This window comes from Polaromonas aquatica, assembly GCF_042659145.1.
GTDB classification, from domain to species: domain Bacteria; phylum Pseudomonadota; class Gammaproteobacteria; order Burkholderiales; family Burkholderiaceae_C; genus Polaromonas; species Polaromonas aquatica.
On sequence record NZ_JBHSRS010000079.1, the window covers coordinates 1 to 22,623 of the forward strand.

Here is a 22,623-nt window from a genome sequence, read left to right on the forward strand (position 1 = left end):
TCTTTTCGATTCGCTCATCTCAATCTCCTAAAACTGATTTTTACCCATCAGCTAAGGAGTACGTTTTTCGGGGGCAAGGTCATAGGAGCACGCCTGGATACTTTCCGCAGAGGCATAAGCAGCGAGTCTTTGTGCCCACCAGTTCTTTTCCATCACCTCGTCTCGTTTGGTATAGCGCATCAAGGTAAGCCGCTCATCACCGGAGTCGACTGCGGCCTTCCTTTCCCCAATCAGCAAGACCATGGAATTCACCCTTGCCTGCTCCCCTCGCACCTGGAAGAAGTACTGGGACGCAAGATCACCGGACTCAATCAATTCCTTGAAGGCCTGCAATGACTTTTGCTTGCGGCCATCGATTTCAGCCATGTACGCATCCGCACCGTCACGCCGAGCTTGCAGTCGGGGTGATATCTCCTGAAGCTGTTTGAAGTTACCGCTGTAAGGCGAAGGCTCCTGACCAGCAAGCGCCTCAGACAGCGATTTAACCGACTCAGCATCCCTTTTCAGCATGCCGACGTAGTAGTCCTTGTTTGCCTTGACTACCTCGGTCAGACCTTTGTCTGCCAACGCTAGGGCCTGCTCCCGTACGTCACTAGACATGCTGCGGCTCAGCTTGCAAGTGGCTATGACGTACTTGTACCCGGCATCGTTGGTCGCCACAGCCCATTTGGTTGATCCGCAGTCTGCGAGGTCATCGAGGATTTTTCCATAGGTAGGCATTTCACTAAAGTGCCTGGCACCTTTGACCGTTTTGACTTCCGCATCAGTGCAGCCGACCAAGAGGCCTGAGAGAAAGACGATGCACAGCGGCATGATCAACCCGAGTTTGAGTTTGTTCATTATTGGTTTCTTTCGCAATGTAGATAAATGAATGAAGGGAAGAGCTAAAAAAGAAAAGATGTAATTCGCATGGTGATAACTCAGGAATCCTTAGTGTAAATATACGACATATCTAAGACTATCTGAGGATGCCTCGCGGTATTACTCGCTCAGAAGTCGATCCTGATTTGCCGTTGTTTGCGCGGCGGTTAAAGGCTGCGCGATTGAGTTCAGGCCTTTCGCAAGAACGCTTGGGGGTTGCTGCAGGTGTGGACGAGTTTTCTGCCAGCGCAAGAATTAACCAATATGAGCGCGGCAAGCACACACCGGATGTGTTGACTGCCGCTCATTTGGCAAAGGCATTGAAAGTGCCCTTGGCATATTTCTGGGCTGCTGAAGACGACCTGGCGAAACTCATCCTCTGGTACGGCCAACTCAATGCCAAGAGCCGCAAGACCCTGCTGGCAACAGCTGATGAGCTATCGCAGCAAGAATAATTCGATGATCAATCACCTTTAGCCGGTACCTGCCCCCTCTCCACATACCCCCAGAATCGAGCCTCAGCCTCGATCAATCGCTCAATCAAGGTATCGTCCCTCTGGATCCTGTGAATCCGCACAGACCTGCCCTCTTCCAACACAGCCAAATCCACCACCCGTTGACCCGTAACGGCCAGTAGGTGCATCAGATCAAACCGCACATGTTCAGGAGCCCCGCCCTGCCAGAGAGGCAAGTCCAGCGAGGTGACCTGCAAACATTGCAATAGCCCCACCTCGGGTGACTGAACCTCCCATCGGATGGCGGCACCCATCCAGGGGAATTCGGGATGGCGTACCGTTTTGGAAACCTGTTTGATCGGGTTTCCCGTGCGTTTCGCATACACAGTAGCCACCAGCGGACTCAGCAGGCTCTGCCAGCTGGACTGCCCATGCAGGTCTGAAGGCGTCTGGATCTGGGTCAGCAAGCCCTGCTTCTCATGCCAGATGTCCAGCATGCTTCGCGTGGGATCCAGCCCCATGATGGCTGCGGCCTCCGAACTGAAGATACCGCGTTCAAAGTGGGACTCATTGGCGGCTGTACCGCCGTTTTGACGTCTAGCCAACGTGACGGTCAGTCCTGTCGGGGCTGACGTCCAAGTTTTGTCTTGTTTCAGGTTGCTCATGGCTATTCCTTTCATGGATGGTGCAGTGGTTTGGATTTCTGAGCGTCTTGTGCATGGAACTGCCTGACGTTGACCCGCCAGTCCGCAGACTGCTCAGGTGCCAGGTCTAGGTAGTGCAGCGGGCAGTCGTAGTAATACGGGTGCACGCTTTCCTCCAGCGCTTTGTAGCCCCATCCTTCGGGGCTGGATTCCAACAGGTCGCAGCGGATGAAGTTGATGGACTCGCCGGATTTCAGTTGAAGGCAACCCTCGTGGATTGCCGTGAGGCACACCAGAGACCAGAGCACATTGCCGACAAGTTGGTGCTCCAGTACTTTGGATTTGACGAACTCGTTGTTGCACTCCCGTGTGAGCATTGCGATCAGCTGATCGCGGGTTTTATTGGTAAATAGCCAGCCCATGAGGCTTCTCCTTATTGATGGATTGAATGAAATGGATGGACGAGTTGCACCGGCCGGACTGGTCCGGACGGTGCGCTCGATGTCGGTTGGATAAATGGCTGGGCCGCTCAGACAATCAGCTCCATTGCTTGGCTTAAGGCACGGTCCTTAATTTGGGCGCCCAGTCCAAACCAGGCGGAGTCCATGCGGTAGTCGCTGCTTTTGGCGCGCCTCTCGTGATCCACAAACTCAGTGACTGAATTGAGCAAGCCCCAAGCTGTGCCTTTGGCCGACGAGAGTTCAGCCCCCCGCCCATGGCCGTTGAACAGGTCTTGGATTTTCTTGAGGGACCGGCCTTGTGCCACACGCTCGTTGGCGCTCACTGACACTTGGGGCAGGTCGAGCAGCTTGCGCAGGAAAGTCTCGGCTTCCGAGTCGTTCACCTTTCGCTGGCTCAGCTCCTTCATGCTGCTCATGAACTGATCCCACTGGGATACAGCGATTCCGAGTTGGGATTTCACGAGTGAGGGTTCAAACACGGTGTTGTGAGGAACTTTCACCGCGCCTCTGGCGTTGTTGATCGCGACTGCCAGCGTGTTTGCACAAACCACCCGCACAGTCGTGTGGGTCGCAGTGGTCGCCAGGGTTCCATCACAGGAGGTGGCCAACAGGATGTAGCCATCCACGCGGTCACCACCTTTGAGCACTGTCTGTTTGCCGGTTTTGGCGAGCGCCCAGAACTTGCGGCCTTCTTTGAGCACACCGGCGGTTTCCAGCTCATAACCAGAAGCCTGGGTCAGGTCCTTGTAGAAGTTCAAGACCGCCAGCGGCTGCACAGTCTTGTACCGGCGGCTCACTACCGACAGGGCCTTGTGGTTGTCGCTGCGGTAGAGGACCTTTTGGTCTTCGAAAGCCAGCAAGGAGGATTCCGCGAATTTGCCGGGTTGGAACCGGACAGGGGTTTCGCAGATGGTCCAGTCCATGCCGGCCTTTTGGGCCCAAACATCTATGGACTGTTTGACCGGAAGGCGGCTGCCCAAGGCGTGCCAGGGGGTTTCGCCGACATAAGCCATTTGTTGGATTTCGTGTGACATGTGAGTGTTTGCTTTCAATAAGTAAGCGTGACCGGACCTCTGCAGGAATGCAGAAGCCTGGTGTCGCCGGGGTTAGTGGATTTGCGGAGAGATGCGCGATGCGCAGGGAAAGCTAGGTGCGGGGTGCACCGCCTTAACCCGCATTGGGACGGGAATCCGGATCAGAGGGACGGTCAGGATCCGACCTTGGACCGCCATTGAAATCCAGTGCGAGATCGTGCGGTCCGAGTCCAAAGCCAAAGGGGGGCAGTCTGGAAGGAGAGTCACCGGGCACCCCGCCCTCTTCCTCCTCTTCGTCCAAGTCGACATCGGTGGGAGGTTCACCGAATCGGCCGTGGAAAAAGCCTGGGCCGCGCGGTCCGGCAAAGCCTGCAGCCTGCCGAGAAGCGGCTTCGAATGGGGTTGGACGCTGGACGTAGTCCATGCCGGCGTCAAACGGATGGCCGCAATGTTTGCAGGTCTGGTTTTCAAGCAGATGAGCGTCTAGGATTTCTCCCAGCCGAATTCCGGCAATGGCTCCTGCGGTAGCCCCCGCAAGCGCGCGCAGCGTCGCCGCCGCAATGGAGATTGGATCTGCCCGGAAGTCTTCCCACTCGTGGGGGAAGCGGACATCGCTCATTCCTATGCGGTCGCTGCCAACAATGCCATAGACACCGCAGGCGGCGCCTGCGACCGCACCCAGAACCCCGCCTATCTTTCTGGCGAGGTTTCTGGGGCGGGTGTCTTCCTGATGGCAGTTGGGACAGATACAGATAAGGGGTGGTGCTTGAGGCTGGGCCTCGGCTGAGGTTGGGGCTTTGGGGTCGCGTTTGAAGATGTTCAGGAGATTCATGGTGATGCGCTTTCTTGAGGGTTGAATCAATGAGGTCTCAGACAGCGGGTACGGAACCCAGGCTGCTGAGGGTGTTGAGGGCGCTGATGGCGTCCTTGCGGATGTGGGCGGTGTAGCGGGCAAGCAGGAGGCCACAGACCAGGCCGCCCACGAATGCGAGGGAGAACGCCGCAAGCGTTTCAAGGGGAGAGGTGTTGACGATCATGGGATCCTTGGGTGAGTTGAACAGACGGGCGAAGCGGAAAGAAATCGATTTGATGGACGCTCAGTGCCTGGGGTAGCCCAGGCCTTGGGAGACCATCCGGGTGGACAGGGTCTGCGCGGCTTCCCGCCTGCCCTTGACGGTTTTGCCTTGCTCGCCTCGTAGCCAGGCGTGGCAGGTGCCAAGCAGCTCAACTGCTTTGGCGAGCTGGGCCTGCAGGTTGCTGATCTGGGTGTTAAGGCTGGTAATGGTGGCCTTGACGTCTTCGCACAGGCCTTCGAGCTTGCCCGCCTCAAAAGAAGCGGTCTTCAGATACTCTTGATCATTGGCTAGGGTGAGGTTTTCTTGTTCGAGGTCGTGGGCAGCTTCGGCGAGGCTGGCGATCAGACCGTCACCGGCGAGGAAGGCGTAACGCTCCATTTCCTCGTGCGTGAGGTGGCTTGGGTATGGCAATTCGGTTTCCTTATTTGGTTGAAGTTGAGACTGGTGTCATAGGTGTTGGCTGGGCCTTACCCACACCACAGGCTGTTTGTCACGGCGATGCAGCGAGTCGCACAGTGCTGCACCGCTAGGTGCTCTCGGGTTGTCGGCCAGCAGTGCGCCAACCAGACGGCAACCGAAGCCGTCCTTCATGGCGCAGCCTTCGCATACACCGGCGTTGCCTCCCTTCTGTGAAAGAAAGCGCTCGCCGTGCAGCTGTACGCTGTTCTCATCGTCTGAAAACGTGACGCGGCTCATTCACTGGTCTCCCGTGATGGCAGCCACAACAGACTTGAAGTGGCTGACGTGGAAGTCGCACTCACAGGTGATGTGGCCGTCATGGCGCACCTTGAGGTGGGTTGGGCCCAGTGGCGGGCCTTTGCGGTACAAGTCCATGCTGTGGTGCTCACTGCCACGGGTGCCGTGCGCTTTCTCGAAGCCCATGCCTTCCAGCAGGGCGACGTGCTGGCGAAGGGCGTCGTGCCTGGCCTCGTACTCGGCCAGTAGCTTGCGCATCTTTGTGGCCACCTCGACAGCCTCGGCGTTCTTCAGCACGCGCTTGATGACAGCCTTGATGATGCGGTCTGCGTCGTGCGTGGCGTCAAAGGTTGCGTTGTGGCTGCTGCCATGCACGTCGCCGGTGTTGACACGAATGCCGTGCTTGCCCTCGATGGCGGAGACGAAGGCGCTGATGCGGTTTTCTCTATTCCAGTTTCCGCCCGTCAGGCTGAAGGTAAGGCCTCCGGGCGTGATGACCCTGGCTGTGATCCAGTCCGGGTTGCCCTCGATGCGAACGGGTTGTGCGGTCCACAGGCCTTGTTTCACGCCAACAGCCACAACCTCATGCAGCTTGGCGATGGATGCGGCCTTGTACGCATCTCGTTTGTTCAGGTTCATGTCGTTTCCTTTCGGGAAAAAGAAACCCCGCCGAAGCGGGGTGTTGGTGGGTAGATCTGTTGACTCCGTAGCGGTCGGAGTCACAGGCCGACAGTGCGGCGGCAAAACCGTCCCGATCTATGTCACGTAGAGCCGGGAGGTGTCCAGGCCTTGTGTCTCCCGAGCTGTGCGGATGAGATCGGCCATCACGAGGCCAAACGTCTCCGCCGATCTCTCTGTGGGGAAGTCGGCAACGATTTCGATGTGGCCAATTTCGAGGTGCAGTGCAACTGACCAGAACTGGGGTTGGGTGCCTTCGGGGTGTTCGTTGGTCTCGAAACGCTGGATACAGTCATCAGCCTCAACGCATCCGAACACTTCGACTGCGTCGTAGTGATGCAGGGGCATCTGGGGATTGGTCAGGTCAAACGGGACGGTTGAAGTAAAGCCAGCTCCGGGGCGATAGCGGGCTTGGGGTCTAAGGATGGTGGCGCCGTCTGGTAGGCTGTGTCTCTGAAGACCTAGACCGTCCAGCAGGCTTTGGTGCTGCTGGGTGGTCATCTTGAAATGGCTGCGGGCCCAGCACACGGCCCCGATGACAGCGGAGGTCACGAGGCCGCGCGGGTTCAGGCGCCAGCAGAGGTCGCGGTCAATGGTGATCAGGCCTGCGCCTTCGTTGGGTGGGATGTAGGGATGAAATTTGCGTGAATAGATATTGGGAATCGGGGTTGGCATGGATGACTCCGGTTTGGGTGCCATGAACGACACCCGGGGTTTTAAGGGGTGGGTCCGACCGCTCGCGAGAAGCGGGCATAAAAAAGCCGGCTTGCCTCTTGAAGCAACCGGCTATGCAAATCAGGGATGGGATTAGGGAGACGACATGACTTGTGCGGTAGTCAACCCTGATCTCACTAAAGAAATATGTAACTGAAAAATTCTAGATTCGACAATTCACGCTTCCTACTCCATTCGCCTAACGAGATTTATGAGAAGTCATTCGATGCGCCTCATAACGTTCCAGCAAGCAATCCGACAGATGTAATGTCACGCCAACGATAAACCTCGACTCCGCTCGTGTCGGGGCAAGCGCGCCAGGTGCCTTACCGTGCGAATCACCAAGAATGTTGCGAGCTTCGGCGATTTCGGTGCATAGACTTGCAATAGAACGGCTCATCTTGTGGGATGGATCGGAGCCTAAACCGCAGAAGGGCTTACAAAGCTTAAGAAGCTGCGGAATTGTTATGCCTCCGTGCATCTCCAAGTTTTCGGTATGGGCGATATATTTAAGAGTGGCTTCCAACGCCGACTTGGCTGAAGAAATAGCACCATCTGGTGCACTATTCAATTGAGACAAAGCTCGACCAGCCTTTTCATAGGCGTCTTCAACAAGCAGGAGTTTGTCGATCGAGAAGGTGTTCAGTCCTTGTCCTGTATTGTCGGGCGGACCGAAGATGCCGCTTCCCGATCGGGTGAGCATCTCCAAATGGGCACTGACGTAGCCAAGCAGCTTCTTTCCTTTCAGTGTCTCTTCTGAGAACTGAACCAGTTGCACACCACTGTCTGTGCTGACGTAAATTCCCAGTGATGACGTTCCAAGAAGTTTTAAGGCTGGCAAAGTGTACGGTGAAGTTTGAAGCTGGCTTGCGAATTCATCCAAACGAACCTGCGTCCTTAGTGGCTCATGGTGGAGCAAATCCAAGGCTCTGCCGATGATCAGCTTCATATCCTTGAACAATGACAGAGCAATACGTTTTCTCGCAGCCAGCATCACACAGAAAGCATTGAATTCTGGGATGTAGGGTGACCTCCCATCGCTGGCAATAAATCGCCGCTCTTCAAGCCACCGCAAAAGATGCCCATCTCGACGATGATCGCGACGAAATTCAGCGGCCGCAATTTTGGATCCTTGCACCCATTCCGTTGAAATGACCGCCAGAAGTTCCGTGGCCCGGTCGGTGATGCCGAACCTCTGTAGTGCTGAGAAGTGACGTTCTTTCAACGCGGTGAGCGTCGAGATTTGAATATCTTGCTTTTTGGTCATCTTTGGATTGTGGGGGACCACTGGACCGAGCAAGTCTGATGGTGCCTGTTGCGTTTCTTAAATCTGGACTTTCGCCATGTCGAAAAATGCTCTATCATTTACACAAGGCGTCTGAGCCGAACCTGTTCCCGGGTTAAAGCAGACATCACCTCGCAATGTCAAACGGACTTCAATCCGGGTTGATGCGTAATCGGGAAACATCGACCTTTGTTTGATTGGAGAACGTATGGCAGCCATTGCCCTGACGGAAGCATCCGTCGTTGCCGTTAAAAACTGTTTGCGGGATGAGTTTCCCGATGCCAAGTCGGCTCATGTCAGCGAGGCCTTAGCGTTCAGCTTAGGCTACAAAACGCATGCAGCTCTTCGGGCCGCATTGACCCCTACAGAACCAGATCCTCCATTTGTGCTGCTTCGTACTGACAGGATGCGCGCTCGATTGGTTGAATTCGGCTACCAAGACGACCCTGAGTTTGACTTTGAGCTGTTGATCAAACCACCTCCAGAGGTCATCTCGACGGTGCCGAGCTCCGCCTACGAAATCGAATACAACACTTTGCGAAAAAGGGCGTGGAGAAACTTGATGGTGCTCGCAGTCAACGCGGCGTTAGAACAAAAACTCTTTAGCCTAAAAGCTGGTGACAACCGTTTTCCGGACAACATGCGTCGCGGTCATCCCTTCGAATTCGTATTGCCGAATGGACTTGCGGCGCGTGGAGCTGTCAGCGATGCAGGATTTGATGAATTGAGCGTCCATGCTGCTGTGAATCCGAATCCCAGACATATGGACGTTCTTACTTTTGGGGCTGGCTTGGAAAGCGGTGATGCGGTGGGATCGACTTGGGTTGAGCGTCGCGACGGTGCATGGATTCAGACATCAGAGACCAGCTTTCATTGCCGCCGTGCGCTTTTACCGGTACTTGCAGGACTACGAGTTGAACCGGCAGGTTATGGAGATCGTGGCGGAATCATCATGTAAGCCAGAGGTGAGTGGCTCGCTTTGAGCCACTCATACTAGGGAAATATAGGCAGTTCTCTTGGTCAGCGCCATGGATTGAGAAATCTGCCTTCTCTGGCACTCATGATCGCGCAATAAAGACATTAGCCTCAATGGCTTCATGATTTTTTCTCATCGATCAAACCGATGCCTTGGGTTAGTCGGAATTGCAGACAGCCGTCGTAGTTTTCCCGGATCCACCGTCCTTCTGGTGACAAATAATGCTGAACCACGCCATGGCGCCTGAAAACATCCAGTGAGAGCGGGCGATTCGCGTGGGGATTATGAAAAATCTGAACCCCATCACTGATACCCTCCGAAGGGACGCCGATGCTTGCCCTACGCATCTCGGAACGACCGCTGCTGTCAGTCCCCCAAGATGCAGCCACGTATCCAGGCTTTGGAACTGAGGACATTGCGACAGTTTTCCCCCATGTTGCCACACAGGAAAAGAGAACGGCGCTGACCTCTGCCCAATCGTCATTCCCGAAAATTCCCATCTCGATAGTTGCGCCATTGTCTTTTTCCACCGAGCTCAACTGGACGCTTGGAGGTCCTTCTTTGTAGGTATCAGGATCTCGAAAATATGCAGTCTCATCGACATAGTCGTCGTAAAGCAGTGCGCGCATCGGGCGGTCGTACTGATATTGAAAATCAGGTTGCTCGAACGGTGCAACCGCGATCACAAAAGGCTTGCCACCGACATGCGGAAGCCGGCGATATGAATCCCTGTATTTCCGCAGCTTCGAGAGCAGCGCGCTCGACAGTCTGATGATCGCCTCACGATTCAATGGCCAGAAGTTCTTTCTGGCTACTTCCTCCGTCATCAGGCGCACTTTTTCCCACTCCGGCGTAGCACCGTCGGCTGCGTTGGCGGTTACAGCCTCTACCACCACCTCGCCATACTCCGTTTTTAGATGGAAGTCTGGACTGGCGTGCGACCAATCCATGGTAAAGCCGTATTCCCTGAAGAGCGCATGAAGATAAATTTCCCAGAACGACGAGTTGAAAGTGGTCTGGAACTCACGACCAAGCTTGTTATCACGGTCAGGAAATCCTTGGGCCCAGCCTTCAACGATCTCGCGCTCTGCTCGCCGGGAAGGCACGCTCGTACGCTTAAAGTTCTCGTGCTGCTTGTCCACGGCTACGACTGGCTTGAATAGATCCATAACGAGTTACGAAGAAGCTTTTTTGGAGGCAGGGGCTTGGCGCGGAGCCGATTTGGGCATCAGGGCGTCGCAAGCCGAAACCAGCCGAAGAGCGTATGAATCTCCGGCCTCTCGAACGCGTGATTCCGAAAAATAGAAAAGCCACATTAACAGCATCACCACAGCAAACAACAGCGTCACCACTTCATCTGCGCTAAAGATTGCCTCAAGGTTAGGGGCGGCGGAGATTCGCTGGGGTAACTGGAAAACGCCACGTCGAATGACGACCCAAGCGATTATCAGCAGACTTATGAGGAATCCGATCCAACGCAGCCCATAGCCGTTGCGCCGAAAGCCATAGGTCACATTGGCGTGAAACAAGAGTGAGAACTTCTTCGTGTCCCTCGTGTTTTCCCGCAGCCAGCCACATCCCGCAGAATAAATGCCGTCAGCTGCCGCTGGGTCAGTCGCCTCTTCCTGAACCGTTGGAAAGGGATTGTTAATTTTCTTAGCAAGAAACTGGTGGTAGCGAGCCGTGGTTGGCGCATCCAACATGTCATCACGATGCCTGAGTGCTTGGGTGCTCGGCGAACCACCCCAGCCATTCCACAGAGCCTTTTCATGCCTTTTTCCCATGCTGCGCGCTACGTCGGCAAGCAGGTAAACCAGGCCGATGCCTCCTATCACGCTGGAGAGGACGGCGAGCGCGCGAAGCTGGGGTAAATACATGGCTGCAGCCATGACTATTAGCGGTGAAAGACAGAGGAATGCAGGAGTCAATCGCGCTCTTCGCTCATAAGGGTCCAGCACAAGGGCTAATTTCGACAGCCAGTCGCCGTTCATGAGTGCCGCTTTCATTCCACGTCATCCTCGAAAAACGGGACCAATTCCATGGGCCCTTCCCCGTTTCGCGCTGGCATGTTGAAGGAATGCCTGATCCATTTACCCTTGGTTCTGCCTACCTTGAAACCGCGTCGAGCAAAAGCATTGGTCACAACCTTCTTGGGGTGTTTGGGCGCCTTTTCAGATGCAGATGCGAAAGCAATCCGCTTGGGCTCGTGGCTTCTGGGTAGACGCTTTCCCACCAGCCGATCCAGAGCATTGGTCGAGACGTTGTGCCGGCCACCGTGGTGTGGAATTTGCACGAAGGTCACCGTACTGGGCAAGTCGATCCCCCTGTCAGCCGCATAGTCGGCTGCCGCCACCAGAGATTCAACCCCCGCATCACCAGTGAGAAGATAACCACGACCACTATATCTAGCCAGCAAGATGGCGCTGCTTTCGTTCTCAGCGCTGGTTGTAACGGATTCCGGCAGAAATTCAGCATCCCATACGCCCTTCAGCTTTTCAAGGGCTAATTGACCTGTTTCCATAACTTGGTCCAGCAGCTTCCCCAGTCCCAACTCGGGTGTCTTTTCAAACTTCGGCACCAGCTCATGAACATATCGGTTTTGTTTGGGGGATAAAACCGTGAAGATACCGATCTGAGCTCCTGCAAATGGCTCGTAAATACGGCGGTCTTTTCGTATTGCTGCTTTTTCCAGCGCGTATGCTGCGGACATCTTTTGCTGAAACCGCTTCTTAAGGCTATCGTCCGTGATTCGGCCGTCGTGGAAGTAGTGACGGATCTTTTCCGAATGTGCCCACGGGCGATGCATCCAGACTTCGCCGACTGACATGTTGTTCACGACGTACTCTAAGCCGGCAGCATGGTCATTGTCCGGATGAGAATTGACCAGATAGTCAACGTGACCGGTGTTGTAGTTAGTTTTTAGGTGGGTGACGAGTTTGGGGCCGTATTCGGACGTCCCGCCGTCATACACCAACACGCGAAAGCGGTCCCCTTCGCGCCATCGAACCGTGATTGCGTCACCGCAATGCTCGCCGGTACCCACCGGTAAGAACTCAATTTCCAATCCATCAGCCATGCGCAACCCCTGTTATTTGTTACTTCCTTTGTAGATGGGTGCTGCCAAGCATCGGCTTCACACCCTTGGAAACCCTTACATATGGACACATCTGTAAAGTTCAAGAGGTTGGTGCGGCAAAAGACGTAGTCTGAAGCAGGCGTCAAGCCTGCCCCGTGATTCCCACCGCCTGCCGAAACGACTGGACGACGCCTTTTGGCGCTATTTGACTAGACCATGCAAGATCTGCAGAGGCCCTTCACCTACAATAATCTGGACCGCGGGCAGCCCATCGTCGCTCATCCCCAGTGACATCTGGATGAGTTGAATTAGGTCTGCCTGGCTGGGTGCGGCTGAATAGCCTGGAGGGTGGCTATGCCATTCGCCGACGTAGCCAACCACGTCTGCAGTTCGGCGCTGCGCCTCGGCGACAGCCTCTTTGAGCCCAGCTACGCCACGCTCGAAGGACGCGGCATCTCCCTTGCTGTCTGGCGGTGCCGGTAGCGCTGACACAATAAATAAAGCGTTGATATTCAGATCGTGATATCCCAAAAGGACGCCCCCCGTCTCATTGGGAAACGAAGCGTTTCTTAGCTCCCGAAGCTGAGCCTCAAATCCCTCGTCGAAAAACAGTTCGTGAGGGCCTAAACTCTCCCTGCGCTCTGGTTCAACGGTGATTTCATGTAGCTCTACAGAGCCTGCAGACGGGTTGCGCTGCCATACCCGAATAACGGCGGCCTCAACTGTGGAGAGCCTTTGAACCTGTTCAGCCAACGTGCTGGCCTGATTCAGCACTTTAGAGTAAGGCATGGCCACTGAGATGTCGCGGCAGCCCGCACCGCTCCAAAACGAAGACACAGTGCCGGCCAGGTGCTTCGCTCCCCAGTCTTGCTGAATCAATGCTCGGTAATACTGAGCTTCCAAGGTGCGGAGCCTTCGCAGGCGCTTTTTATCCTCGGCCAACATTACGCCCGCATTCCCGTCCGGCGTGATGAATACAGACACGTGGCGAACAACGGTGTCCACACTGCTGACTGCGCGTGGATATTCCAGGGTCGTTGAGGCGTCCACTACCAGTGCGCAACTGGAAATGGCCTCCATTACCGCCGGAACTTCGAGCTTGGATGCGTCCAAATTAAGTGGACGGATTTGCACCGCACCTTGCATCACCGCCTCATTCACGCTCGCGACTGCTGCAGCTTTGGGCACTCCGATATGCTGGGCAAAAGCGACATGTCTTGATAGGTTGTGAGGCTTGACGTGGTCTTTGTCGATCACTGTCCATTGCCCCCAGCCCGAGCGCGACCAAATATTCATCATGGCGCTGCCCAACGATCCGGCTCCAATCAACACCGCTTTTGGTCCCTCCTCCGCAAGTCCGGACTGTGCCCTGGCCCTTGCAGCACTGTTGCCATAAAGGATGGTCATTGGAAGGATTTCCAAAGCTCTCCAAGCATCAGTGTCTGGAGTTCCTGCCAATCCTGCCTCACGGTAGTAGGTCTTATCCAGCCTTGTCAGCGCTCCAGTCTTTTCGCCAAGCGCAAGGCCGCCTACAGCCACAATAAATGCGCGGCGGGTCATGCTCGACGGTTCGGACCCCTCAGTGCGGCGCACTGGGATATGAAGCAGAACGACGGAGCTTTGCGTGTCAGACGCTGCAGGAGTCCCCTTTTCGTCCACGCGACTTCGCAGCATTTCCTTGAGCGTAGGCAGGAGTTCAGTCCCACGACGGGAAAGCAGATCCGAAAGTTGACCAAGGGTGGCCGGGTCTCTCTCTACAAAGCCGTGAAGCACAGGCGCCAGCGTTAGTTCGAAGGGTTCACTTCTTCTGGCTTGAGGGTTTTGCTGTGCGGCTTCAAGAAACAACGTGACGCCAGCGTCCTCATCGCCATTGCGCTCTCCATACTGCGACAACATGAAACGAGAGTCTGGCGCCTTGTGCAGCGCATCGAAATTCCAGGGCAGCACCAGTTCGTAGCGTGACTGAAAAAATAGTTGCTCCACAGGTTGATCAGCGGGATGAAGTTCTCCGCGAGAATTCTTTTCAAGCCACCATTGGATGCGGCGCAGGAAATTCTGTGGCGTCCAGGTCCTATGGACAGCGGCTGGCGTTTCGAAATAAAGACACAGGTTTGCTGCATCGCCTGGAACACCTTGATTCTGGTGCATGAGAACCGGGAAGTCCCGGCGAAGAGCGAGAACGTTAACCAGCTGCTTTGGCTCAACGGGCACGCATATGGCCAAACGTTCGCGGAACTCGATGCCAAAGCTGCTTCGTGAAGGCACACCATCGCACTGGACGTTCACCACAAAAATTTCAAAAGTGGTTTTACCGTCAATAGTCTGCCGCAGTATTTCGAGCAGCTCATAGTCATCGTGGCGAACGATGGCATCATGCACACCGCTTGCACGGGTAATGCTCAACGCTGCAGCATCAGGCAGTGCTGCAACATTAACTAGCTCGTGGTATTCCACCGGCATTAGCCAGCTCGTGGTGGCGAAGAGATGATGGCCGCTGAAGATCCGATTGCTGCAGAGCGTGTCCAGCTCATGCCAGACGATGTAATTTCAAACTCGATAGGCTCGGGCTTGTTGGCGTTGGGTTCCTCCATCGTGACCAACACCTTGCGCCCGCCGACCTCGTCCAAGTAGCGCTTGTAGGCCTTTCGTGCCTGGATGTGCGGCGGTTGGATTTCCTTATACATGTCTTTGGAGTCGGGCACAGGCTTGCTGCAACTGACGATGTAGGAGTTCTTTCGACCCATGCCCAGCAGCTCTTTGATCAAGGGCTTGGGCTCGGTTTCCGTTTCACCTTTTTCGTCACTAAGCGCCTTGTAGCTGCAGTGGTGCGGAATGTTGTAAAGATCCCAGGCGAGGCGATTTTCGTTGCCGTGATATTTCGTAATCTTGACGATTTCCTCCATATCTTCCCAGTCGGCATCACCGACTTCCAAGTAGTCGAAATATTGGCCACCGGCCTTCAGTCGAACGTTAAACACCAAGGCTGCCCGATTGCGGATGATGTCCTCATCGTCGCAATGCTGGATGAAAGGGGAGTGGCAGAAAAATTCGACAAGATCGTCTTCAAGCGTGAAGCCTGGAACGATGGTGCCGGCATCAATGAACAAGTGGTCACGTGCATCCGCAGCTTCGCCACGTGCCTTGAGGAGAGGATGCAACCAATCTGTAAGCGCTATGGGGCGCGAGAAGACCAAAATGTCTTTGCCTTCAAGCAGTCGGTACCTAGCCTCTTGGCGCAGCAGCACAAACTCCTCGGTTTGGTGGTCGTTGTCGGCCTCTTCCAGCAGCATGGCCGCTGGCACCCAAAGCTCTTTTATCTTGATTCGGCCTTCGCCGTGATATTTTTTCGCATGCTGAAGTTCGAAGAACTCGGTGCTGCCCTGAATATGGTCGTTGTCCGCGTGGGTGAAGGCAACGACATCGAAATAGTCGCGATCGGCCTTCTTGAGGTCCTCTTTGAGCTTTGTCTTCAGGTCAATTTCTGGTGTATCGGGGTCTTCGGCCTTTTCGCGATGGCAGAAGTCAAATAGAACCCTCTTGCCACCGGACAGCACGATTTGCGTTGTGTCCCCATTCCCGACCGGATAAAACGTGATACTGTGTTTTTCAGCCATTTTTAACTTTCACTTTCGGGCTCGCGCCAAAGTTTTGGAAGGTGAAAGTTTGGGCCAACAAGCATAAGTTAACCAGCGCAAGCGCTATGGCTCAACTCTTATCCGGTATCAGCCAGCATAAGTATCCGGTCTTATGTGATCAACGATTTCGCCAAGGGCAAGGTCAGCGTAAAGATCACCCCATCCTCATGATTTCGAAAATCGAGCACTCCATCCATTCGCCGGAGTGCGTTCTGGGCAACATACAGGCCTATGCCCTGACCTTCAATGCCTGCCATTTCTGCGGTGGAATAACCGAAATCGAAAATCTCGGCCGATATGTCTTCCGAGATTGTTGGGCCTCTATTCCAGATTTCAACTGTTGCGCTATCCTTATCAACTAGCAACGTCATCCGAATCGGACTGCCTGCAATCCTATGCCGATTGGCGTTGCTGAGGACGTTGGTCAATGCGTCCTCAAACGCAAATATATCAGCTCGGCAAATCACTTCCTGCTGTGCGGCCTCATACACCACATTTTCAATATCTGAATGGATGGCGTTCTCGGCAACCTGCCTCAGAAAATCATCAATATTGAACTCTTCGATGGTCAATACACGGGAACCGATAGCATCATAGGTTGCTGCACCGCCCAGAAGATGCGGAAGTGCCCGAAGCATTCGATTGATATACCTTCGGCTTGGGGTATTGGAATCCCGATGCAAAGCCATCAGCGCCTGAAGAGGAGTACGTATTTCGTGCCCCATCACTTTAAGGTTTCGCATTCGATTCTGCATTTCTTCTACTTGCTTCTTGGCAGTTTCCGCAGCGCGCGCCTCTCTCTCCGCCTGAGCTCTAACGATCTGTTCACGCACCACCTGAATGAGCGAATTGATGGCACGAGCCAGTATGCCGATCTCGTTTTTCCGCTCACCGTACGGTAGAACCACGTCACTATCACGACGAACCTTGGTGAGCCTTTCAGAATACCTCGACCACTCCCATATCGGCTTCAGCAGGCTGCTGCTGAAATACAAAGTGACCAGGATTCCACCGATAAACAATATGCCCAGATACACGGCGATCTGCCAGAAACCCTTTTCAATGATCGTCCATGGATGCGAGACGACTAGCGTCAGTTCTGTATCAGGCAGGGGCTCGGGCTGGCTGGATTTCTCTGCCGGTAAAAGCATATCTCCACCAGTGAATTTGATACCGAGGGGGCTTGGTTCAAGTTTCTTGCGAAGGCTCTGGGGAGGCTCAACAGACATCACGCTACCATCCACCTCATTCTTCAGGTCGATACTTCCATAGGCATTGAAGATTTGTGTTCCAAGTGCGGACAGTGAAAGATCCGACACTCCAGAGGGTCGATACGTAAGCAATCTTGATTTTCCCGGTGTAGCAGAAAAGTCTTTTCTCTCCACTTGCAATGAGGTATCTCGCCAACCCGGTGGCGGCCAATCACTATCATCTTCGGCTTCCTGGTCCAGAAATTCTCTAAAGTCCAGCCGGGCGATGAGGTTGACGATCTGCGCGTCCTGATCACGCCGCTGGACGTAAGCCCAACCCTCTATTTTTTTGTCCCTGTCACGCTGATTTTCATCGACCTGCCTGAATGCTGTTATTTCAAAGCGGTCGCCCCGCGCAGGAGAAGGAGGCAGCTGGAAAGTCAGCCACCAGACCACCTTATGCCCGTTGGCATTGATGACGATTTTGACGGCATCAGCTTCCAGCTTGGAGTCGCCCTGCTTGAGCGGGACCAGTTCCTGATCAAGGAATGTCGCCGCAAGAAAAAGATAACGGCCAGGTGTTTTGCTCTCGCCAAAATATGAGCAGAATCGATCACCCACACGGCTCAAACCATCTACGGCCTCAAGATGCACAAAGCAATTTCGCGGAGGTTGACGCGGCAACATGGGCGCCGACCCAGGGGGTAAGCCTATGTAGTACTGTCGCGGCAACAAAAGCGGTCGCAGCGTTCTGCGCTCAGATGTGAGCTCCTGATAATTATTTTGAATGACATAACGCTCGTCGGCATCAAACCTGCCGACAAGGTCCCGCAGATCACGTTGAAACAATTCTCTGCGGATTTCCTTTGCGCGTTCGGACAAAAGGAAATACAGATGGACTGAGGCAGAGCCTGTGACGATCATCAGAATCGCCAGGCAGAGCATGGTTTTGATCCACAACACACGTTTGCGGTACCAATCTGCGGGAGAAGCGAAGAACTCTTCTGCCGACTCCTTCCCCTCCTCCAGTGACTTATGCCACCAGCGGCTTAATCTGTGCGCCACAGGTATCCATTCATAGGCACCGCCTGTATTCGATCAAAGTCCTTCTCGACGGTCCTGAACTCATCACGAATTTCGGACATCCTGACCCGCAGATTGCCAATATTCTTTCCGCTTGCAATAAATTCGAAAAGCTCTTTGTATTTCACGGGCATGCCGGCACGTTGAGCCAACGCCTCAACGATATCAATTTTGGACATCGGCAAGTGCAGGCGTTCGCCCTTCCACTGAACCGCCTGCCGAGAACGACGATTGATCTTCAGCTCGGGGACAAGCGGGAAGCTGCCATCGCTCACCTGTTCTGTCGCACCCGTCAGACCTTTGCGGTACGTCAATGCGCGTTTGACCTCTGTCTTGAAATCTGGTTCGTCGATGGGCTTCTGGAGGTAATCCCAAGCATCCAGTGCTTGAAAGACGCCCTCCTGCACGGAGAATCCAGAAATTACGAGAAGAGGCGTGCGACGGGTATCCAACGCCTTGGCGATCTTTACACCGCCGAACTTGTCCGACCCACTACCCATGTCAACGTCGGAAACGACGAGATCAAAGTCAGTCGTTGCAATGCCGTCCAGAGCCTTTTCCAACTCTGTAAATGGATGGACCTTGCAGTCAGAAATGATGTCATTAAGCCATTTAGTAAGAAGGTCGATGACTTCTGGGTCATCATCTATAACTGCAATATGCTGCATGACAAGCTCCTTGAAAGAATCTTGTGCGACGATAAAGCAAGAGTTGATCGTATGAAATAAGACTTCGCTTATGCCGTGCGCAACCCTCGTACGAATTTGCCGAATTACTGTCACTTAGATGGATATCCACCTACAGGAGCACCAAATGTTGGGGAAAGCGAACTGCCCGTCAAAGGGTGTAGTCGAATAAATGAATCAGATTCGATGTAAGTCAACACTGAAGGGGTGGCATGCGGAAGCGGCGAATCGTACATCTGTCCCTTACGAAATCGCGTCGCGCTTGACGCCCTCACGTCCAACAGCGTCCTATGGAATTCAACAGCAACCACCAAAAATCTGGCAACGATCTGGCAACGGCATAAAAAGAAAAATCCCCGCTACCGATTCGATAGCAGGGATTCCAGCACTGACGCTATATAAATGGTAGGGCGTCACAGACTTGAACTGTGGACCAAAGGATTATGAGGACGTTGGTGCCGGGGGCATCCCCTGTCCACTCTCTAGGCAACTCACGACCTGTCCCCAGTCCTCCATGATGAGCCGCCGCTCGACCAAGTGCTTACTGCGGGCATAAGCCGCCTTGACCATGTCATTCTCTTTGTGGTCAAGCTGCCGCTCCAAGGCTGCCTCAGACCACCCTCTTTCGGACAATAGAGTACGTGCCGTGGCCCTGAACCCATGCAAAGTCTGCTTTTGTCCATATCCCATGCGCACCAGTAGCCTCCCGATGGTGTTCTCACTCATCCACTTGTCATCCCCCTGGACATTCGGGAAGATGTACTCAGACCCAAATGAATCATCTTTGATGCGCTGGAATTCATCCAGCGCTTCATTTGACAGCGGGACAATATGCGCCTGCCTGAGGCCCTTCCCTGTCTTCATTCTTTCTGCCGGGATACGCCATTCACGCTTCTCAAAGTCGACCTCATCCCATTTTGCAAGCCTTAGCTCTTGAGAGCGAACAAAAGTGAGAAGAGCGAGCTTGGTCGCCGACAGAGTCAATTGATCCGCGGCATCCCACTCACGCAAATCACTCAGGAATTTTTGCAGTTCTCTTGGGTCGGTAATTGCCGGCCTATGAACCACTTTAGGCGTTTCAATAGCCCCCTTCAGGTCACCCGCTGGGTTGTATGTTCCAAGACCCGTGGCAATGGCGTACCGGAAGATCTGGCCGCAGATTTCGCGTAGGCGAGTGGCCGTGTAGGCAGCACCCCGCTTCTCCACTTTTCTGAGCGCAGCGAGAAGAAGTGGCGCAGTAATCTGCGCTACAGGCAGGCTCCCAATCGTCGGGAACAGATCGGCGTCCATGTGGGCCATGGTCTTATCAGCGGTCACCTCCGCCCACTTCTTTGACTTGCCTTTGTGCCAGGCCCTGGCCACCTCCTCAAAGGAATTGCCGGACGCTGCAATGGCAGCGAACTTGGCGATCTTTCGGGCTGACATAGGATCGCGCCCCTCCAGAAGAGCCTGCTTCTGCTCCATCTGCTTTTTGCGAGCACTTACTAACGTGACCTCAGGATATGTTCCCAAAGCCATCGTTTTGCGTTTTCCGAGGTGCCGATAGTCCCACCGCCAATACTTCCCTGATTGTTTCACAAGCAGGTATAGACCGCCTTGATCTGCTAGCTTTTTAGGAGCATCAGAGAACGAAATGGTGCGACATTGAAGATCTGTTAGGGGCATGATGACGGTACTTTTTAAATTCTTAGAAAAGTACCGTCAAATATACCGTCAAAAGTGACGGTATTTGGTTGGATGGCATTGGACGCGTTTGGGCATAAAAAAGCCGCTTTCCCTCTGAGGAAGCGGCTTTTTTGGATCCTTCTGGATCTCTTTGAACAAATAAATGGTGCCGATTATCGGAATCGAACTGATGACCTACCGCTTACAAGGCGGTTGCTCTACCAACTGAGCTAAATCGGCACAAAAACTATTTTACTTGACTCGCTTGAGCGAAGGACGCGAACCCTGCTTTGGTTTTGGTGGTTCCGGCGGTTCGGAGTCACCATCACCTGCCGGTGTACTGTTGTCTGTCGGCACCAGCTGCACGATACGGCCTTCCGGCGCAGACTGCTGCTGAGCAGATGCTGGTGGTGCTGCTACTTCGGCTGGCGCACCCGCTTGCGAATCATCCGCCGGCGCGACAAGACCCGACGACGATGGAACGACCAGCGGAAAGGCCATGCCCTGGCCATTTTCGCGGGCGTAAATCGCAATCACACGGCCTATGGGCACCATGATGTCGCGCGCGCTCCCTGCGAACCTTGCCTTGAACTCGATGAAATCATTGCCCAGCTTGAGCGATGAGGTTGCATCAAAACTGATGTTGAGCACGATTTCATTGTTCTTGACATACTCACGCGGGACCTGCACGGTCTCATCGACGGCCACGGCAACATAGGGCGTCAAGCCGTTGTCGGTGCACCACTCATACAGCGCCCGTACAAGGTAGGGGCGTGTTGAAGTTGCGTCCAGCGCGTTCATGAATTCAGCCAAGTTAAACCCGGACCATAGCGGCGCACTCTTCACCAGCCGGGGCCGCGGAACCGGCGTTGCCGGGCCGCAGGCGCAGCGCCCCCTCGGGGGGCAGTGAAGTACACGCAGTGACGAACGTGGGGGCCATATTACTTGCGCATGACTTTCTCGGATGGCGTCAGCGCTTCAATGTAGGCTGGGCGCGAGAAAATGCGCTCTGCATATTTGAGCAGCGGCGCAGCGTTCTTGGACAGGTCGATGTCGTAGTAATCCAGGCGCCAGAGCAGCGGTGCAATCGCCACGTCCAGCATGGAGAAGTTGTCGCCCAGCATGAACTTGTTTTTCAGGAAGATGGGCGCGAGCTGCGTCAGCCTGTCCTTGATGTGGGAGCGGGCTTTTTCAAGCGCCTTGTCGTTGCCCTTGGAGGCACGCGACTCCAGCGTGTTGACATGCACAAACAGCTCTTTTTCGAAGTTCAGCAGAAACAGGCGCACACGTGCGCGGTCGACCGGATCGCCGGGCATCAGTTGCGGGTGCGGGAAGCGCTCGTCGATGTACTCGTTGATGATGTTCGACTCGTACAGGATCAGGTCGCGCTCGACCAGGATGGGCACCTGGCCATAGGGGTTCATGACATTGATGTCTTCCGGCTTGTTGTACAAGTCCACGTCGCGGATTTCGAAATCCATGCCTTTTTCAAACAGCACAAAACGGCAGCGGTGCGAGAAAGGGCAGGTTGTGCCTGAATAAAGGACCATCATGGTACGGGACTCCTAAATGCAAAGGAGTGGACACATCAAAAGCATCCACTCCAGAAGGTGCCGGGGAACAAGCCCCGGCGAAAAATTACTTGACGTCTTTCCAGAACGCAGCGTTCAGGCGCCACGCGGCAAAGGTCAGGACCAGCAGGAACATCAGTACCCAGACACCGACACGAACGCGGGTGTTCTGCGCCGGTTCGGCCATCCACTGCAGGTAGCCGACCAGGTCACCCACGGCCTGATCGTACTGCAAGGGGCTCATGGCGCCGGGGGTCACCTGCTCCCAGCCCTTGAAGACGGACACCTTGTGGCCGTGCTCTTCCATCTCGTCGTAGACCGGCTTGCGCTGGCCCTGCAACTCCCACAGCACATTGGGCATGGCCACGCTGGGGAATGCCAGGTTGTTCCAGCCCGTTGCCTTGGTGTCGTCACGGTAGTAGGTGCGCAGGTAGGTGTAGAGGTAATCGGCACCAGTGCCATGGGCACCTGCGCGCGAACGGGCGATCACGGTCAGGTCGGGCGGGTTGCCGCCAAACCAGTCCTTGGCCTGTTTCGGATCGATCGAGGCCTTCATGGTGTCACCGACTTTTTCAGTGGTGAACAGCAGGTTGTCCTTGATCTGCTGGTCCGTCAGGCCGATGTCCTTGAGGCGGTTGAAGCGCATGAAAGCCGCCGAGTGGCAGTTCAGGCAGTAATTGACAAACAGCTTGGCGCCGTTTTGCAGGGCACCCAGATCATTGGTCTTGTTCGGTGCCTTGTCCCAGGCGATGCCGCCTTCCGATGCCTGGGCACCAGCCACCAGGCCAACCGCTGTAATCAGGGCGAGGATCAGTTTTTTCATTGTTATGGTTCTCC

General features: G+C 54.6%; 24 protein-coding genes and 1 tRNA gene. 2 read left to right on the top strand and 23 right to left on the bottom strand.

Going from position 1 to position 22,623, the window contains the following annotated elements; all coding sequences use genetic code 11:
- Positions 1-51: 51 nt before the first annotated feature.
- Positions 52-840: a hypothetical protein gene (locus tag ACFQND_RS15130; RefSeq protein WP_377414044.1), complete on the bottom strand. Its 789-nt coding sequence runs from the start codon at positions 838-840 to the stop codon at positions 52-54.
- A gap of 128 nt (positions 841-968) precedes the next feature.
- On the opposite strand from ACFQND_RS15130, the gene ACFQND_RS15135 reads away from it, so the two are divergent.
- Positions 969-1,316: a helix-turn-helix domain-containing protein gene (locus ACFQND_RS15135; protein WP_371439386.1), complete on the top strand. Its 348-nt coding sequence runs from the start codon at positions 969-971 to the stop codon at positions 1,314-1,316.
- 8 nt (positions 1,317-1,324) lie between these two features.
- Here the strand turns inward: ACFQND_RS15135 and ACFQND_RS15140 are convergent, their stop codons facing one another.
- From ACFQND_RS15140 to ACFQND_RS15185, 10 genes are all read right to left on the bottom strand, one after another.
- Positions 1,325-1,981: a YqaJ viral recombinase family protein gene (locus ACFQND_RS15140; protein ID WP_371439385.1), complete on the bottom strand. Its 657-nt coding sequence runs from the start codon at positions 1,979-1,981 to the stop codon at positions 1,325-1,327.
- 11 nt (positions 1,982-1,992) lie between these two features.
- Positions 1,993-2,382, bottom strand: a complete 390-nt coding sequence (locus ACFQND_RS15145) for a hypothetical protein (RefSeq protein WP_371439384.1) — start codon at positions 2,380-2,382, stop codon at positions 1,993-1,995.
- 107 nt (positions 2,383-2,489) lie between these two features.
- Positions 2,490-3,455 (bottom strand): DUF932 domain-containing protein, encoded by a 966-nt coding sequence (locus ACFQND_RS15150; protein ID WP_371439383.1) that lies wholly within the window; start codon positions 3,453-3,455, stop codon positions 2,490-2,492.
- Between the two features lie 133 nt (positions 3,456-3,588).
- Positions 3,589-4,287, bottom strand: coding sequence for a hypothetical protein (locus ACFQND_RS15155; protein ID WP_371439382.1), 699 nt, complete (start codon positions 4,285-4,287; stop codon positions 3,589-3,591).
- A gap of 37 nt (positions 4,288-4,324) precedes the next feature.
- Positions 4,325-4,492, bottom strand: coding sequence for a hypothetical protein (locus tag ACFQND_RS15160; RefSeq protein ID WP_371439381.1), 168 nt, complete (start codon positions 4,490-4,492; stop codon positions 4,325-4,327).
- A 60-nt stretch (positions 4,493-4,552) separates the two neighbouring features.
- Positions 4,553-4,942 (bottom strand): hypothetical protein, encoded by a 390-nt coding sequence (locus tag ACFQND_RS15165; protein WP_371439380.1) that lies wholly within the window; start codon positions 4,940-4,942, stop codon positions 4,553-4,555.
- 36 nt (positions 4,943-4,978) lie between these two features.
- Positions 4,979-5,227 (bottom strand): hypothetical protein, encoded by a 249-nt coding sequence (locus ACFQND_RS15170; protein ID WP_371439379.1) that lies wholly within the window; start codon positions 5,225-5,227, stop codon positions 4,979-4,981.
- Positions 5,228-5,866 (bottom strand): hypothetical protein, encoded by a 639-nt coding sequence (locus ACFQND_RS15175; RefSeq protein ID WP_371439378.1) that lies wholly within the window; start codon positions 5,864-5,866, stop codon positions 5,228-5,230.
- Positions 5,867-5,983: 117 nt separating this feature from the next.
- Complete coding sequence (locus tag ACFQND_RS15180; RefSeq protein WP_371439377.1) at positions 5,984-6,580, bottom strand: hypothetical protein; 597 nt, start codon at positions 6,578-6,580, stop codon at positions 5,984-5,986.
- 238 nt (positions 6,581-6,818) lie between these two features.
- Positions 6,819-7,886, bottom strand: coding sequence for a hypothetical protein (locus ACFQND_RS15185; RefSeq protein WP_371439376.1), 1,068 nt, complete (start codon positions 7,884-7,886; stop codon positions 6,819-6,821).
- 226 nt (positions 7,887-8,112) lie between these two features.
- Between ACFQND_RS15185 and ACFQND_RS15190 the strand changes: the two genes are divergently transcribed.
- Positions 8,113-8,862 (top strand): hypothetical protein, encoded by a 750-nt coding sequence (locus ACFQND_RS15190; RefSeq protein ID WP_371439375.1) that lies wholly within the window; start codon positions 8,113-8,115, stop codon positions 8,860-8,862.
- A 137-nt stretch (positions 8,863-8,999) separates the two neighbouring features.
- Here the strand turns inward: ACFQND_RS15190 and ACFQND_RS15195 are convergent, their stop codons facing one another.
- From ACFQND_RS15195 to ACFQND_RS15250, 12 genes are all read right to left on the bottom strand, one after another.
- Positions 9,000-10,022: a hypothetical protein gene (locus ACFQND_RS15195; RefSeq protein WP_377414050.1), complete on the bottom strand. Its 1,023-nt coding sequence runs from the start codon at positions 10,020-10,022 to the stop codon at positions 9,000-9,002.
- A gap of 33 nt (positions 10,023-10,055) precedes the next feature.
- Positions 10,056-10,886 carry a hypothetical protein gene (locus tag ACFQND_RS15200; protein WP_371439373.1) on the bottom strand — a complete coding sequence of 277 codons (831 nt, stop codon included), beginning with the start codon at positions 10,884-10,886 and terminating at the stop codon, positions 10,056-10,058.
- Positions 10,883-11,956, bottom strand: coding sequence for a ComEC/Rec2 family competence protein (locus ACFQND_RS15205; RefSeq protein WP_371439372.1), 1,074 nt, complete (start codon positions 11,954-11,956; stop codon positions 10,883-10,885). The genes ACFQND_RS15200 and ACFQND_RS15205 overlap by 4 nt, the downstream gene beginning before the upstream one ends.
- A gap of 201 nt (positions 11,957-12,157) precedes the next feature.
- Positions 12,158-14,416, bottom strand: a complete 2,259-nt coding sequence (locus ACFQND_RS15210) for a ThiF family adenylyltransferase (protein ID WP_371439371.1) — start codon at positions 14,414-14,416, stop codon at positions 12,158-12,160.
- A complete protein-coding gene (locus tag ACFQND_RS15215; RefSeq protein WP_371439370.1) occupies positions 14,416-15,570 on the bottom strand; it encodes a hypothetical protein in 1,155 nt (384 codons plus the stop codon). Before ACFQND_RS15215 ends, ACFQND_RS15210 begins: the two co-directional genes overlap by 1 nt.
- A gap of 131 nt (positions 15,571-15,701) precedes the next feature.
- Positions 15,702-17,846, bottom strand: a complete 2,145-nt coding sequence (locus ACFQND_RS15220; protein WP_371439369.1) for a sensor histidine kinase — start codon at positions 17,844-17,846, stop codon at positions 15,702-15,704.
- Positions 17,831-18,532 (bottom strand): response regulator transcription factor, encoded by a 702-nt coding sequence (locus tag ACFQND_RS15225; protein ID WP_371439368.1) that lies wholly within the window; start codon positions 18,530-18,532, stop codon positions 17,831-17,833. The genes ACFQND_RS15220 and ACFQND_RS15225 overlap by 16 nt, the downstream gene beginning before the upstream one ends.
- Positions 18,533-18,991: 459 nt before the next feature.
- Positions 18,992-20,215: a tyrosine-type recombinase/integrase gene (locus ACFQND_RS15230; protein ID WP_371439367.1), complete on the bottom strand. Its 1,224-nt coding sequence runs from the start codon at positions 20,213-20,215 to the stop codon at positions 18,992-18,994.
- A 164-nt stretch (positions 20,216-20,379) separates the two neighbouring features.
- Positions 20,380-20,455 (bottom strand) — tRNA-Thr (locus ACFQND_RS15235).
- A 12-nt stretch (positions 20,456-20,467) separates the two neighbouring features.
- Positions 20,468-21,016 carry a ClpXP protease specificity-enhancing factor gene (locus ACFQND_RS15240; protein WP_371439366.1) on the bottom strand — a complete coding sequence of 183 codons (549 nt, stop codon included), beginning with the start codon at positions 21,014-21,016 and terminating at the stop codon, positions 20,468-20,470.
- A gap of 140 nt (positions 21,017-21,156) precedes the next feature.
- The gene (locus ACFQND_RS15245; protein WP_371439365.1) at positions 21,157-21,768 is read right to left on the bottom strand and encodes a glutathione S-transferase N-terminal domain-containing protein; all 612 of its coding nucleotides are present in this window, start codon (positions 21,766-21,768) and stop codon (positions 21,157-21,159) included.
- Between the two features lie 85 nt (positions 21,769-21,853).
- Positions 21,854-22,609, bottom strand: a complete 756-nt coding sequence (locus tag ACFQND_RS15250) for a cytochrome c1 (protein WP_371439364.1) — start codon at positions 22,607-22,609, stop codon at positions 21,854-21,856.
- Between the last annotated feature and the right edge of the window lie 14 nt (positions 22,610-22,623).

Bases quoted from the DNA above. Each gene is read 5' to 3' on its own strand.
- ACFQND_RS15215 (WP_371439370.1), bottom strand. From the start codon at position 15,570: ATGGCTGAAAAACACAGTATCACGTTTTATCCGGTCGGGAATGGGGAC.
- ACFQND_RS15160 (WP_371439381.1), bottom strand. From the start codon at position 4,492: ATGATCGTCAACACCTCTCCCCTTGAAACGCTTGCGGCGTTCTCCCTC.
- ACFQND_RS15155 (WP_371439382.1), bottom strand. From the start codon at position 4,287: ATGAATCTCCTGAACATCTTCAAACGCGACCCCAAAGCCCCAACCTCA.
- ACFQND_RS15175 (WP_371439378.1), bottom strand. From the start codon at position 5,866: ATGAACCTGAACAAACGAGATGCGTACAAGGCCGCATCCATCGCCAAG.
- ACFQND_RS15185 (WP_371439376.1), bottom strand. From the start codon at position 7,886: ATGACCAAAAAGCAAGATATTCAAATCTCGACGCTCACCGCGTTGAAA.
- ACFQND_RS15180 (WP_371439377.1), bottom strand. From the start codon at position 6,580: ATGCCAACCCCGATTCCCAATATCTATTCACGCAAATTTCATCCCTAC.
- ACFQND_RS15170 (WP_371439379.1), bottom strand. From the start codon at position 5,227: ATGAGCCGCGTCACGTTTTCAGACGATGAGAACAGCGTACAGCTGCAC.
- ACFQND_RS15135 (WP_371439386.1), top strand. From the start codon at position 969: ATGCCTCGCGGTATTACTCGCTCAGAAGTCGATCCTGATTTGCCGTTG.
- ACFQND_RS15145 (WP_371439384.1), bottom strand. From the start codon at position 2,382: ATGGGCTGGCTATTTACCAATAAAACCCGCGATCAGCTGATCGCAATG.
- ACFQND_RS15130 (WP_377414044.1), bottom strand. From the start codon at position 840: ATGAACAAACTCAAACTCGGGTTGATCATGCCGCTGTGCATCGTCTTT.
- ACFQND_RS15150 (WP_371439383.1), bottom strand. From the start codon at position 3,455: ATGTCACACGAAATCCAACAAATGGCTTATGTCGGCGAAACCCCCTGG.
- ACFQND_RS15250 (WP_371439364.1), bottom strand. From the start codon at position 22,609: ATGAAAAAACTGATCCTCGCCCTGATTACAGCGGTTGGCCTGGTGGCT.
- ACFQND_RS15225 (WP_371439368.1), bottom strand. From the start codon at position 18,532: ATGCAGCATATTGCAGTTATAGATGATGACCCAGAAGTCATCGACCTT.
- ACFQND_RS15245 (WP_371439365.1), bottom strand. From the start codon at position 21,768: ATGATGGTCCTTTATTCAGGCACAACCTGCCCTTTCTCGCACCGCTGC.
- ACFQND_RS15140 (WP_371439385.1), bottom strand. From the start codon at position 1,981: ATGAGCAACCTGAAACAAGACAAAACTTGGACGTCAGCCCCGACAGGA.
- ACFQND_RS15200 (WP_371439373.1), bottom strand. From the start codon at position 10,886: ATGAAAGCGGCACTCATGAACGGCGACTGGCTGTCGAAATTAGCCCTT.
- ACFQND_RS15210 (WP_371439371.1), bottom strand. From the start codon at position 14,416: ATGCCGGTGGAATACCACGAGCTAGTTAATGTTGCAGCACTGCCTGAT.
- ACFQND_RS15240 (WP_371439366.1), bottom strand. From the start codon at position 21,016: ATGAACGCGCTGGACGCAACTTCAACACGCCCCTACCTTGTACGGGCG.
- ACFQND_RS15205 (WP_371439372.1), bottom strand. From the start codon at position 11,956: ATGGCTGATGGATTGGAAATTGAGTTCTTACCGGTGGGTACCGGCGAG.
- ACFQND_RS15230 (WP_371439367.1), bottom strand. From the start codon at position 20,215: ATGCCCCTAACAGATCTTCAATGTCGCACCATTTCGTTCTCTGATGCT.
- ACFQND_RS15190 (WP_371439375.1), top strand. From the start codon at position 8,113: ATGGCAGCCATTGCCCTGACGGAAGCATCCGTCGTTGCCGTTAAAAAC.